This window comes from Corynebacterium sp. HMSC069E04, from assembly GCF_001813175.1.
Classification (GTDB): domain Bacteria; phylum Actinomycetota; class Actinomycetes; order Mycobacteriales; family Mycobacteriaceae; genus Corynebacterium; species Corynebacterium aurimucosum.
Genome location: NZ_KV811665.1, coordinates 1 through 13,098, shown reverse-complemented (window position 1 = coordinate 13,098; position 13,098 = coordinate 1). Strand labels below are relative to the sequence as shown.

Genomic DNA, 13,098 nt, shown 5'->3' with positions numbered 1-13,098 from the left:
CTTATACGATACGCGAGAATAAGCCCACGCCACCCTGCCCCAAATCATCGCGCGATGGGGTGCGGGGCGCTATCCTAAGGGAATGACCGGCCCGGCCACCGAACTGCGCGAGCACTCCCCCGAATCATGGGGCGATCATTGGCTCGATGAGGTCACCGAGCCTGCTGCCCCGGCTTTTAGCCGCCCCACGCAGCTGGCCATGAGTTCCTTCTCCGGCCCAGCGCGCGTCCTCCGGCGCTTTTATAGCTTTGCTTCCACCACGCCCGGCAAGCTGTTTACGGTCACCGTCATCCTGACCGCCGCGCTCGCGGCAGCCGGGTTTTCTATGTCTTCTTCCTCGGCCGCGCGCCACGATGACCTGGATACTCTGCTGACCTCCACGGAGCCGATGTCGAATGCGGCGCATCACCTCTACACCAACCTGTCTCTGGCCGATACCGTGGCCACCACCGGCTTCGTGCAGGCGGGCGTCGAACCGGAGCATAACCGCAACCGCTATAACGAGGCCATCGATGCCGCGTCGGTCGCCGCCACGCAGGCCATCGTGGGCACCTCCGCCGAGGATGAGCGCGTGCGCGAGCTCGTCACCTTTATCCAACGCGAGTTGCCGGTGTACACCGCCCTCGTGGAAAAGGCGCGTGTCAATCACCGCGCGGGCCACGCCGTGGCGAATTCCTATATGTCCAACGCCTCGGCGCTCATGCGGACCCAGATTCTCCCCGCCGCCGCGGAGCTGTTCACCCTGACCTCGGAGAAGGTGAGCCAACAGCAGCAGCGTCTGACCCGCCCGCAGTGGGTTCCGCTGTCCGGGCTGGTTGCCGCACTCATTTTCCTCGGCTTGGCGCAGTGGTGGCTGTGGCGGCTGACCCGCCGCCGCTTCAACCGTGGCTTCGTGGCGGCCACGGGGTTGCTGTTCCTCGCGCTGGTGTGGGCCTCCGCCTCCAACTTCGCCACGTGGGCCTCGGGCCACCAGGGTTTCGAGACGGTGTCGCGCCCCTGGGACTCACTGACTGCCTCGCGCATCGAGGCCCAGCAGATGCGCACCTCGGAGACTCTCGCGCTAGTCTTGCGCTCCTCCGAGCAGGACATGTCCGTGCACTTTAGCTCCACGGTGTACTCCGTTAACCAGGCCCTGCGGGATTATGAGCAGGCGCTTAACGACGACGACTTCCCCTCCTCCGATCCCTCCCTGATTCCCCGCGCCAAGCAGGCAGTGGAGGACTGGACATCCACGCACGAGAAGTTCACCGAGGACCTTGCCATGGGCGACTACGATGCTGCCCTCTACCAGGCCACCGCCATCGATCCGGATGGTGACCCGACCGCCGCCAGTGCTTTCAACGCCGTGGATAGCTCCTTGGCAGCACTCATCGATCAAGCCCGCGATGCCATGCGCACCTATCTGGTCCAGGGGCTCAATGCCATGACGATGGTCTCGACCGGCGTGCTCCTGGCCACCTTTGGTGCGATTATTGCCGTATGGCTAGGTATTCGTCCCCGTCTGCAGGAGTACCTGTGATGCGCCGCCGAAACTCTCAACGCTTAGCGTGGACCACAGCCTTGCTCTTGCTCAGCAGCGCCGTGGCGCTCAGTGGCTGTGAGCCGGAGCCGCCCAGCACGCAGGACCCCATCCTGCCCTCCACCGCGAACCTCGATTCCACGCCGGGACCACCACTGCCGGAGGATGCCATCATCGAGCCCGCTGGCGCCGGCGAGGCGTCCAAGCAAAGCACCGAAGAGGCCTATGGCTCCTACCGCCCGGACGATAAGAAGCCGGAGGAGCGCGTGCCCGATATCCTGGCGCGCGGCCGGCTTATCGTGGGTGTGGATCGCTCCAATAACCTGCTCAGCTACCGCGATACCGCCAGCGGCGAGGTCCGCGGCTTCGAGGTCGATATTGCTCGCGAAATCGCCCGCGATATCTTCGGGGATCCCAACAAGGTGGACTTCCGCTTCGTGGAGGCTTCCGAACGTGCGCGTGCGCTCAATGATCGCACGGTGGATATCGTCATCCGCACCATGACGATTAGCTCCAGCCGCCAGCGCGAAGTCTCCTTCTCCATTCCCTATATGCAAACTGACGCGCGTTTGCTGGTGCTGAAGAACTCCGGCATTGAGTCCATCGCGGATACCGCTGGGATGACCTTGTGTGCGACAAAGGGTTCCACCATGGTGGACGCGATACGCACGCACGCGCCTGCTTCCGACATCCTAGAAACCCGCGCCTGGGGCGATTGCCTCATGGCCCTGCAACTGGGGCAAGCGGATGGCATCGTGGTGGATGATGCGCTGCTCTCCGGCATGCTGGCCCAGGATCGCTACACCGAGATTGTCGGTGGTCCCCTCGAAAGCCAAAGCTATGGCGTGGCCGTGCGCAAACCCGATGGCACCTATGACTCGCGCCCGCTTATCCGTCAGGTGAACTCCACGCTGGAGCGCATTCGCAAGGACGGGACCTGGCAGAGGCTCTTCAGCACGTGGTTGGGAGATTATATGGAACAGCCGGTGCTCCCGGCGCCGAAGTACCTCGATGAGACCCCATCCGCGACGGAATCCCAGCCGAGTTCCCCAACCAGCAACCCACCCGGCGAGAAGAAGGAGGGACACTAATGTCGCACCGCTTCAGCGAGGATGAGCTCGACCACCTCACGCCCGAAGAGCACGAGACCGCGGAGCCCGAAGCTCCTGCCGACGCCACGCAAGCCGTCCGCTTCGATCCCTTCGCGGATGACGATGACGATTATTCGGAGGATCACCTTCTCAGCACCTCGCCTGCGGAACCAGGCGATCCGGGAACAGCAGCCTCCGGCGCCGACAACACGGAAGCCTCCGACCGCACCGCGGCCGTACCTTTCGATCCTTTCGCTGACGACCCCGACGAGGATGATCCCACCGCCACTGGCGCCGTCCTCTCCCCCGCCGGTCAGCCCGGCACGCCCGGCACCGCGACGAACAAGCCTGGCGATGGCGAATACGTCGATTCAGACAACATCGCGGCACTGATCGAGGAGCTGGGGCAGCTGCGAGATCGTCGCAAAGCAGAGGACCCTTCGCAGGCCTCCCGCCGCCGCGCGCTCGATACCTTCCGCCAGCGCCGCAGCACCAAGCGCACCGACCGCGAAGTGGCCGATGGCATGGCCACCTTGCCCTTCGTCGTCCCGGATGATCCCACTCAAGCACTCATCGATCCGCAGGATGCGCCCCGCGCCGCCCCGCCGCAGCTTAAGCCGGGTGACATGGTGGCGGGCCAATACGAAATCCTCGGCGTGCTGGCGCATGGCGGGCTGGGCTGGATCTACCTGGCCAATGACCATTTCGTCTCCGGGCGCATCGTGGTGCTCAAGGGCATGCAATCCACCAACTCCGCCGAGGAAACGGCGACTGCGGAGGCGGAGCGCGAGTTCCTCGCGGATATCACGCACCCGAATATCGTCAAGATTTTCAACTTCATCGATGATCCCCGCGTGCCCGGCGGCTTCATCGTCATGGAATACGTCGGCGGACCTTCGCTGAAGCAGCGCCGCAACGACCAGGCCAATGACCGCTTCCCGGTCGATACGGCCATTGCCTATATCTTGGAAATCCTGCCCGCCCTGGATTACCTGCACGCCCGCGGCGTGGTCTACAACGACTTAAAGCCCTCCAACATCATCGTCACCGAGGACCAGGTCAAACTCATCGATCTGGGCGCGGTCTCCGGCATCGGCGCCTTCGGCCACATCTACGGCACGCAGGGTTTCCAGGCGCCGGAGATCTCCACCCAGGGCCCCTCGGTGGCCAGCGATATTTATACCATCGGCCGCACCCTGGCCTGCCTGACGTTGAAACTGCCGGTGGAGGATGGCGTCTATAAGCCCGGCCTGCCCTCCCCCACGGAGGAGCCGCTGCTGCGCCGCTACCTCTCCTTCTACCGCCTGCTCTTGCGCGCGACTGACCCTGACCCGGAGCAGCGCTTCGCGTCCGTCGCCGAGCTGCGTGACCAGCTCTTCGGCGTCCTGCGCGAGGTCATCGCGCTCCGTGATGGCATCCAGCACCCGGCCCAGCACTCCGTCTTCTCCCCGCAGCGTACGACCTTCGGCACGAAGCACCTGGTCTTCCGCACAGACCAGCTCATCGATGGCATCGACCGCACCGTCCGCATCACCGCCCCCGAGGTGGTCTCCGCGCTGCCCATCCCGCTGGTTGTCCGCTCTGACATCGGAGCTCCGCTGCTGCAGGGCTCCTCCTATACCGAGCCGCAGGAAGCGCTAGAAACCCTGCGCCAGGCCATGCAGGCCCCGGAGTACGAAGAGTCCGCCGAGATTCCCCTCGGCGTGGTGCGCGCCATGATTGACCTGGGCTATATCGGCCAGGCCCGCGAGTGGTTGACCTCCATCGAGGAGCGCTTGGGCAAGGACTGGCGCTTCCACTGGTACTCGGGCGTGACCGAACTGCTCTTGGACAAATACCGTGAGGCCCAGGCCCACTTCGCGCACGTCCTCGACGTCCTGCCCGGTGAGGCCGCACCGAAGCTGGCCATCGGCGCGGTCAACGAGCTCATCCTGCAGCAGCTGGGATATTCGGAGGCCGCGCTGATCGACGCCTCCGTTGCCCGCGCCTGCGCCAACCTCACCACCTCGCTGGCGGATTTGCCCAATGATGCTTTTGAGGACCAGCCGGGCATCTGGGACCACATCACCGATGATCCGGCCCACCTGCGTTTCAATTCGCTGCGTCTCTACGGCATCGTGTGGGCCACGAACCCGACGACGGTCTCCTCCGCCTTCGGCTTGGCCCGCCAGCTGCGCGCCGAGCACCAGGTGGAGCTCGCCGTGGCCACCTTGGATAAGGTCCCCAATGCCTCGCGTCACCACCGCATGGCCCGCTTGACCACGGTTTTGCAGCTCATCGTGCACGACCTTTCCGAGTCCCGCATCCGGCGCGCCGCCCGCCGCCTGGAGGAGATTCCGCAGAACGAGCCGCGCTTTTTGCAGATCAAGATTGCGGTCATCTCCGCCGGGCTGACCTTCCTGCGTGAATCAGACCTCAAGGCCGCGGCCTCCCCCAACGATCTCTTCGAGTTCCCCTTTACCCAGCGCGGCCTGCGCTATGGCCTGGCGGATACCCTGCGGGCACTAGCCCGCCAGGCACCGTTCGCCCGCCACCGCTACGCGCTGGTGGACCTGGCCAATAAGGTCCGCCCGGTCACGATGTTCTAGCCGTCGGCATAGCCGACGTTCGACTTAGTACAGGCCCGCCTCCCGGGCCATGGCCGCAATACCCGCGGACTTCTGCGCGATGGCCAGCTCCTCGTTCGTCGGCACCACGAAGACCTTGACCTGGGAATCCGCGGTCGAAATCATACGCGGCTCCTTGGAGCGCACCAGGTTGGCTTCCTTATCGAAGTCAATGCCGTACATATCCAGGTTGTACAACGAATCCTGGCGGACCTCGGTATCGTTCTCACCCACGCCAGCGGTAAACGTAATCGCGTCCACGCGGCCCAACGCAATCATGTACGCACCAATGAAGCGGCGCAGCTGGTGGATGTAGATGTTATAGGCCAGCCAGGCATCCTGGTCCTCGTTGTTGATGCGCTCGCGCAGCACCCGGAAATCGTTGACACCCGCAATACCCTTCACACCGGAGCGCTTGTTCAGAAGGTTGTCGATCTCATCGATCGACATACCCGCCTCACGCGAGAGGTGGAAGATAATACCTGGGTCAATATCGCCCGAGCGCGTGCCCATGGCCAAACCTGCCAGCGGGGTCAGGCCCATCGAGGTATCGATCGGGCGGCCGTTGCGAATCGCCGCGGCGGAGGCACCGTTGCCCAAGTGCAGCGTGATCTGGTGAACATGCCCCGGGTCGCGGTCAAGAAGCTTCGGCACCTGCTGCGAAACGAACTCGTGGGAGGTTCCGTGGAAGCCGTAGCGGCGGATATCGTACTGCGAGGCCACATCATTGTTGATCGCATACAGCGCTGCCGCCGGCGGCATGTGATTGAAGAAGGCCGTATCGAAGACCGCCACGTGCGGGATTTCCGGTAGCAGCTTGCGCGCCACGCGGATGCCGTCCAGGTTCGCCGGGTTGTGCAGCGGCGCGAGCGGAATGAGGTCCTCGATCATGGACTCGATCTGGTCCACGATGAGCTGCGGCTCGCTGAACAGGCGCCCGCCGTGCACCACGCGGTGGCCCACGGCGATGACCTCGACATCCGTCGGGCCCACGCCGTGCTCATGCATGATGCTAAACGCGCGGTCCAAGCCGAAGGAGTGGGTGGGAATCTCCAGCTCTTCCTTGAATTCTTCACCGCCCGTCTTGACGGTCACCGCACCCTGCGGCTCACCGACCTGCTCCACCAAACCGGAGACCAGCGGCGTATCCGTGGCCGAGCTTTCCGGGTCCACCAGCTGGAATTTAACCGAGGAGGAACCCGAGTTGAGAACGAGTACGTACGCCATCTACTTCACCCCTGCCTGAATTGCGGTAATAGCCACCGTGTTGATGATGTCTGGAACGGTCGCGCCGCGCGAAAGGTCATTGACCGGCTTGTTCAGCCCCTGCAGAATCGGACCCACCGCCAGTGCACCACCGGTGCGCTGTGCCGTCTTATAACCGATATTGCCGGCCTCCAGGTCTGGGAAGACGAAGACCGTGGCCTTACCCGCAACGTCGGATTCCGGCGCCTTCTTGGCGGCCACGCCAGGGTCGCAGGCAGCGTCAAACTGCAGCGGACCATCCACCGCCACGGAGGAATCGATGCCGCGAGCCACTTCGACGGCCTGCCCCACCTTCTCCACATCCGGGCCAGCGCCCGAAGTACCCGTGGAATAGGACAGCAACGCCACGCGCGGGTCCAAGCCGAACTGTGCTGCGGTCTGCGCGGAGACGATGGCGATCTCGCCGAGTTGCTCCGGTGTCGGGTTCGGGTTCACCGCGCAGTCACCGAAGGCCCACAGGCGGCCCGGCATCACCATGAGGAAGATGGAGGAGACCACCGAGGCCTCCGGCTTGGTCTTAATGATCTGGAAGGAAGGCTTAATGGTGTGCGCCGTGGTGTGCGCCGCGCCGGAGACCATGCCATCGGCCAAGCCCTTGTGCACCATCATCGTGGCGAAGTAGGACACGTCCTTCATCGTCTCGCGCGCCTGCTCCAGCGTCACGCCCTTCTTCTTGCGCAGCTCCGCGAAGTCCGCTGCAAACTCTTCTACCAGCGGGGATTCCAGGTGGTTGATGATGTCCACGCTGGACAAGTCAATCCCGAGTTCCTGGGCGCGCTTCTCAACGTTCCCATCACCCAAAATCGTCAGCTTAGCCACCTTGCCCTTGATGAGCTCACCGGCAGCCTCCAAGATGCGATCATCTTCGCCCTCCGGCAGCACGATGCGCGCGCCAATCTCACGGGCCTGATCCAAAAGCTGCTTCTGGAAGAGCTCAGCGCTCATATACGGTGCGATCTCCTCCAGGGAGGAAATCGCACTAGGAACCGAGGAGACGTCGGTCAACGCGCCCACCACCGTAGCTCCCACCGAGCGCGCGTGGTTCAGCGCCAGCTCCGCGGCGCGTGCGGGTGCGGCGGAAATCAGCACGAAGGGCAGGCCCAGGGCGGCGGCAGCCTTGGCATCAAAGTCCATAACGCCGGTGCCCTGGAGGACCAGGTTGCCCGCAGGGGCATTCTCCAGGACTTCACTGAGCGTGGTTCCCAAGTCATCTACCTGGGCGAAGGTGGCCCCTAGTTCCTGAGCCACAGCAGCAACGTCCAAACCGTCGAAGCCGCGCCCAATGACGCTGATAAAGGCGGAATTCCGTGAGGACTTGGCGGTCATGAGAAACCTTTCTCTGCTTAGAAAGCGTGTACCCGGGCTCACATAGTGGGGCACACAGTGACACTACGACACTTTCACAGTACGGGAACGCACCTCTTCTCGCCGCCGACCTACCACTTTCCATCAGCAACTCCCCAGGCCACTGGCACCTCACCCGAAGACAAAGTGCGCTATCCCACAGAAACTTGTCTCCATTAAACCCCCGGAGTAGGCTCCTAACCAGGATTGTTACTTCGGGCAAGACCTAGGCTCCCCACTCTTAGCCGTGTGGGGATGGTTCATTATGAACCATTGTGGCCTAGGTCTTTTGTGGTTTTTAGCCACAGCGCCCGTCTACTCTCGAAAGGATTCTCATGTCGACGGAAACTCGCTCGGCAGCCGAGGCCATCTTGGATGGCATCGGCGGAGCGGAGAACATCACCTCTTTCACGCACTGCGCTACGCGCCTGCGCTTTGAGCTGGCTGATGCCTCCAAAGCCGATAAGGAAGCACTCGAATCTATCCCCAAGGTAATGGGCGCTGTGCCCCAGGGTGGCCGCAACTACCAGGTGGTCATCGGCGGTGACGTGGCCACGGTCTATGACGAGATCAACGCTCTCCCACAGATGAAGAACGCCGGCGCCTCCGCCGGCCAATCCAACGACGATGTCAAGGCCGCGGCCCGCGCCAAGTCCAAGGGCAAGGTGCCGTGGATGGATACCTTCTTCGAGTATCTCTCGGATTCCTTCCGCCCCATCCTGGGCGTGCTGCTGGGTGCCTCCCTGGTCATCGCCTTCGCCTCGGTGCTGGATGCTTTCGGCGTCGTGGACTTCCGCTCCCCGGACAAGCCGGCCTCCTGGTTCTTCGTGGATGCCATGTGGCGTTCCGTCTTCTTCTTCCTGCCGGTGATGGTGGCCTATAACGCTGGTAAGAAGCTGCGCATCGACCCCTGGGTTCCCGCGGCGGTCATGCTCGCGCTATTCACCCCGGAGTTCCTCGATCTCTCAGAGAACCCCGCGGTCCAGTGTGCTACCAACGACACCCTCGGTGCGGAGCAGTGCTCCATTGAGATCTTTGGCATGACCATGCAGCTGCAGGACTACGGCGGAAACGTCTTCGTCCCGCTCATCATGGCTGCTGTCGCCGCCCTCTTCTACAAGGGTTTCCAAAAGATCATCCCGTCCGCGGTGCACATGGTCTTCGTTCCCTTCCTCACCATGATCGTCCTCATCCCGCTGACGGCCTTCCTCATTGGCCCCTTCGGCGTGTGGGCCGGTAACGGCATTGGCGCCGGCCTGTCCTGGATGAATGACAACGCTCCATTCGTCTTCGCTCTGGCCATCCCGATGCTCTACCCCTTCCTGGTTCCGCTGGGCCTGCACTGGCCGCTTAACGCCCTCATGCTGGTCAACATCCAGACTTTGGGCTATGACTTCATCCAGGGCCCGATGGGCGCATGGAACTTCGCCTGCTTCGGTGCTACCGCTGGTGTGCTGGCTCTGTCCATCCGTGACCACGACAACGTGATGCGCCAGACCTCTGGCTCTGCCCTCCTGGCCGGCCTGCTCGGTGGTGTGTCTGAGCCTTCCCTCTACGGTATCCACCTGCGCTACAAGAGGATTTACCCGCGCATGCTGGTGGGCTGCTTCACTGGTGGTCTGACCGTGGCTCTGCTGACCCTGGGCACGAACGGCATTACTACCGATGCCTTCGTCTTCACCTCCCTTTTGACCATCCCGGTCTTCACCCCGATGGCCAAGTACGCCATCTCCATTGCTGTGGCCTTCTTCGTGGCCTTCCTGCTCATCCTCTTCACCGACTACCGCACCCCGGAGGAGCGCGCTGAGGCCAAGGCCGCCCGCGAGGCAGCTGAGACGGCCGAGCTCGACAACGCTGACAACGCTGACAACGCCGCGCTTGCCGACGCCCCCGCAACCGCAGGCACCGCTGCCGCCGGCGCCGGTGCTGGCGCTGCCACCGCAACCGCTACCAAGGCAGACGCCCCGGCCAAGGCTGCTGAGCCTGCCGCTGGCACCACCACCGACATTGCTTCCCCGGCTGCCGGCAAGGTTGTCCCGATGGCTGAGATCGATGACCCGGTCTTCTCCGCCGGCACGCTGGGCGATGGCGTGGGCATCGTCCCTGAGGGCAACGACGTTTACTCCCCGGTGAGCGGCACGATTGTCAGCGCCATGAAGTCCGGCCACGCCTACGGCATCAAGACCGAGGACGGCGTGGAGGTCCTCGTCCACATCGGCATCAACACCGTCAAGATGAAGGGCGAAGGTTTCGCCCCGGCCGTCAAGAAGGGTGACACCGTCAAGCAGGGCGAGCTGCTTGCCACCGTTGACTTCGCCAAGGTCACCGAAGCCGGCTACGACACCACCATCGTCTTGGCCGTGACCAACACCAAGGCACTGTCTGCCGTCACCCCGGCTGGCCTCAACCATGCCTCCGCTGGCGATACGGTCATCACCACGACCCGCTAAAGGATCCAGTAGGGAACCTTTAGCACGCCTTTAACGAACCCTGACTAAGCTGGCTCGATGTAATCACCATCGTGGCCGGCTTTGGTCGTTTTAGCCTCAACCGGCTAGCCTCATCCGGCTAGCCTTAACAAGTTAACCTCAACGAGAAAGGTGCCTTGTGCAACTGCTGCGAGTATTCAATAACAACGTCGTTCTCGCACGGCGCGGCGCGGAGGACGTCATTGTCACCGGCCGCGGCATTGGCTTCCAGGCAAAGCCTGGCACTGAGGTTGACCCGGCCAAGGTGGTGAAGGTCTTCGTCCCGGATACCGGCCGCGACCCTGACCACCTCGCCGCCATGATTGCTGGTATTCCCGGCGAATACGTGCAGTTGGTCATCGACGCCATGCACTCCGTCGACATGTCTGAGGCTCTGCGCAGCAAACTCACGCTCGTCGTAGCGATTGCGGATCACATCCATGGTGCGGTCAGCCGGGGCAAGCCTGTGGCTTATCCCTTGGAAGCTGAGGTACGCCACCTCTACGCCGATGACTTTGCCCTCGCGCAGAAACTGCTCGCCGCCATCAACAGTGGACTGCACAAGCCACTAGCCCCTGACGAGGCCGTGGCCATCACGCTGCACCTGGTCAACGCCGGCTTCGCGGTCGGGGATCTCTCCGGCACTTACCGCATGACAGGTCTGATTCAGCAAATCCTGGCCGTTATCGGCTCACACAACAATACTGAGCTCAACAGCGAGGACATCTCCGTCGCCCGCTTCATCACACACCTGCGCTACCTCTTCGTACGCATGGCGGAGCACCAACAGCTCGACTCCGACGACCGCCAAGTCGCCACCGCCATCTCCGCCCGCTACCCCGATGCCGTCGAGACCGCCCAGATGGTAGCTAACCTGATTGAGCTGCGCCTCGACAGCGCTTTAACCCCCGATGAAGTCTCCTACCTAACGCTGCACATCGCGCGCCTGGAGGAGTCCTCCGCCTAAGCCGCCGGCGCCTCAGCGCCACCTTCAACAGGTGCTACCGGCTCTGCCACGGTGATGATGTTGTCCTCGTAGCCGAGCTGGCCACCAACAAACTTGCCACCGCAGGTAATGAGGACCAGACGGTTCTCCCCCTCCGTGTCATTGACTACGTCCGGGAAGCCCGCGCCCTTCTGCAGACGGTACGGTGCCTCAGTCACGCGGAAACGGCGCTCCTCACCATCGATGAAGACGGTGAATTCTTGGCCCTGCTCCAGGGTGGTGAACTTCTCTGCAAAGCCCGTTCCCTGACCTTGGTAGTTGATGTGGCCAGTAATAACGCTGGAACCAACCGGACCGGCCTCACCCGGGACAGCGGAAGCGGAGTACCAGCCCAGGCGCTGCACATCGCGCGGCGGGATCAGCATGCCGGTATCGGTGACCTGAATCGGATCGATAGCCGCGAACTCCTCGTTGATGCCCAGGGACATGGCGCCAAAGCCACGGAATTCACCCGGTGCCGGTTCCACCTCATGGTTCTGCTCACCGGAGTGATCCACGAAAGGATCATTGTTGGTCGTCGGTGCGGCCTCCTCAGTGCTTTGCGATGTCTCCGCCTCGCCACCACTGGCATTATCATCCGCGGAATCATCGCCATTGCGGCCTGCATAGATGACCAGCTGCACGACGACCAAGATGATCGCGATGAGCGCGGCAATTCCGATGAGCAGCTTCTTGTTGCTCTTCTTTTCTCCGCCTACCGGTTGTGCATCGCCGGCTCGGTGTTTCGCCCCAGCAGTCTCCCCTGTGGAATCGGTGGGGTACTCCGGGATATCGTTCTGCTGGCCTTCCTCAGCCATAATCTCTGCTCCTAGCTTCTAAAGTTCTAGCGGTTGGGTTCTAATGCTTTAGTTCTAAAAGTGTCTTAGCTCTAAAAATGTCAGTTATAGTTCTTCTTTTTAAACCATAGATTAAAAATCAGACGACTAATCCCCTCCAGCGTTTTACACCCTGGAGGGGATAGTCTTAATCATTCTCTGCCCCTACCACTCCCGGCCGGTGAGGGCCGGGATGGTGTTGCAGTGTGGACTACTGAATGAAGTCCTTCATGCCTGGGTCAAGCTCGGTCGCACCGGAAGGTACGTGCTTGATCTCCACGCGCTTGGAGTTGGACGGCAGCGGCTGGCCAGCGTCCTCCGGCGGAGTTGCATCCAGCACAGTGACCTCGCGGTCGTCGCGGCCGGTGTTGCCACCGTTCTCCTCGGTCGACTCACCGTGGTTGTTGCCACGGCCGCCGTCCTCGGTGACGTCGTTGTGGTTGCCACCGTCGTGGCCACCGTTACCGCCGTCGTGGCCGCCATTGCCACCGTTGACACCATCAACGATGATCTTGATCAGGCCCAGACCCGGGATGAGCAGCAGCCACCATGGCAGGTCCTTCTTCGAGGAGCCCTTGCCACCGCCGTTCTCTTCGTCCTCATCCGGGGTATCGGACGGGTTCTCCGAAGTGACAGTCTGATCCTTATCGTTGATGTCCTTGTGCTCACCAATCTCGTTCGGCGTCTCATTGCCCGGAGTCTCCTCACCCTTGGAATTAACTTCCTTAGAAGTCAGAGTCTCAAAAGCAACCGCAGCCTTAACCGGCTCAGTCACATCATCATTAACGGTGATGGTCACAGCCTCAACACCCTTCGGCGCAGTCGGCACAAACTTATGACCAATGGTCTCACCAAGAACAGTCTTGCCATCAGCCTTCGAAATCAGCTGCGCATCCAGGAAGTACTCCTTACCCGGAACCAGACCCTCATACGAAACCTGGTCAACAATCTTGGCACCAGCAACAACCTCAGTTGCACCATTG

9 protein-coding genes are annotated in these 13,098 nt (G+C 62.3%); 5 read left to right on the top strand and 4 right to left on the bottom strand.

The window, feature by feature from the left end; all coding sequences use genetic code 11:
• The first annotated feature begins 82 nt into the window (after positions 1-82).
• From HMPREF2896_RS04705 to HMPREF2896_RS04695, 3 genes are read left to right on the top strand one after another with little or no spacing between them, the layout of a single operon-like run.
• Positions 83-1,519, top strand: coding sequence for a hypothetical protein (locus tag HMPREF2896_RS04705; protein ID WP_070445772.1), 1,437 nt, complete (start codon positions 83-85; stop codon positions 1,517-1,519).
• A complete protein-coding gene (locus tag HMPREF2896_RS04700) occupies positions 1,519-2,610 on the top strand; it encodes a glutamate ABC transporter substrate-binding protein (protein WP_070718111.1) in 1,092 nt (363 codons plus the stop codon). Before HMPREF2896_RS04705 ends, HMPREF2896_RS04700 begins: the two co-directional genes overlap by 1 nt.
• Entirely contained in the window at positions 2,610-5,198 is a 2,589-nt protein-coding gene (locus HMPREF2896_RS04695) for a tetratricopeptide repeat protein (protein WP_070718109.1), read from the top strand. The genes HMPREF2896_RS04700 and HMPREF2896_RS04695 overlap by 1 nt, the downstream gene beginning before the upstream one ends.
• Before the next feature lie 24 nt (positions 5,199-5,222).
• Here HMPREF2896_RS04695 and HMPREF2896_RS04690 read toward each other — a convergent pair whose 3' ends face one another.
• Positions 5,223-6,443: an acetate kinase gene (locus HMPREF2896_RS04690; RefSeq protein WP_010188744.1), complete on the bottom strand. Its 1,221-nt coding sequence runs from the start codon at positions 6,441-6,443 to the stop codon at positions 5,223-5,225.
• Entirely contained in the window at positions 6,444-7,808 is a 1,365-nt protein-coding gene (gene pta / locus HMPREF2896_RS04685) for a phosphate acetyltransferase (protein WP_070718103.1), read from the bottom strand.
• Between the two features lie 353 nt (positions 7,809-8,161).
• On the opposite strand from pta, the gene HMPREF2896_RS04680 reads away from it, so the two are divergent.
• Both HMPREF2896_RS04680 and HMPREF2896_RS04675 read left to right on the top strand, forming a co-directional pair.
• Entirely contained in the window at positions 8,162-10,276 is a 2,115-nt protein-coding gene (locus HMPREF2896_RS04680; protein ID WP_070718100.1) for a glucose PTS transporter subunit IIA, read from the top strand.
• Between the two features lie 157 nt (positions 10,277-10,433).
• Positions 10,434-11,261, top strand: a complete 828-nt coding sequence (locus tag HMPREF2896_RS04675) for a PRD domain-containing protein (RefSeq protein WP_070718097.1) — start codon at positions 10,434-10,436, stop codon at positions 11,259-11,261.
• Here the strand turns inward: HMPREF2896_RS04675 and HMPREF2896_RS04670 are convergent.
• Complete coding sequence (locus HMPREF2896_RS04670) at positions 11,258-12,097, bottom strand: class F sortase (RefSeq protein ID WP_070645488.1); 840 nt, start codon at positions 12,095-12,097, stop codon at positions 11,258-11,260. The genes HMPREF2896_RS04675 and HMPREF2896_RS04670 overlap by 4 nt on opposite strands.
• Positions 12,098-12,326: 229 nt before the next feature.
• Positions 12,327-13,098, bottom strand: a 772-nt coding sequence (locus HMPREF2896_RS12825; RefSeq protein WP_168165684.1) for a VaFE repeat-containing surface-anchored protein, incomplete at its 5' end; no start/stop codon positions are given.

What these genes read in the sequence shown, in the direction of transcription:
- HMPREF2896_RS04695 (WP_070718109.1), top strand. Translation starts at nt 2,610, where the DNA reads ATGTCGCACCGCTTCAGCGAGGATGAGCTCGACCACCTCACGCCCGAA.
- HMPREF2896_RS04705 (WP_070445772.1), top strand. Translation starts at nt 83, where the DNA reads ATGACCGGCCCGGCCACCGAACTGCGCGAGCACTCCCCCGAATCATGG.
- HMPREF2896_RS04670 (WP_070645488.1), bottom strand. Translation starts at nt 12,097, where the DNA reads ATGGCTGAGGAAGGCCAGCAGAACGATATCCCGGAGTACCCCACCGAT.
- HMPREF2896_RS04690 (WP_010188744.1), bottom strand. Translation starts at nt 6,443, where the DNA reads ATGGCGTACGTACTCGTTCTCAACTCGGGTTCCTCCTCGGTTAAATTC.
- HMPREF2896_RS04680 (WP_070718100.1), top strand. Translation starts at nt 8,162, where the DNA reads ATGTCGACGGAAACTCGCTCGGCAGCCGAGGCCATCTTGGATGGCATC.
- pta (WP_070718103.1), bottom strand. Translation starts at nt 7,808, where the DNA reads ATGACCGCCAAGTCCTCACGGAATTCCGCCTTTATCAGCGTCATTGGG.
- HMPREF2896_RS04700 (WP_070718111.1), top strand. Translation starts at nt 1,519, where the DNA reads ATGCGCCGCCGAAACTCTCAACGCTTAGCGTGGACCACAGCCTTGCTC.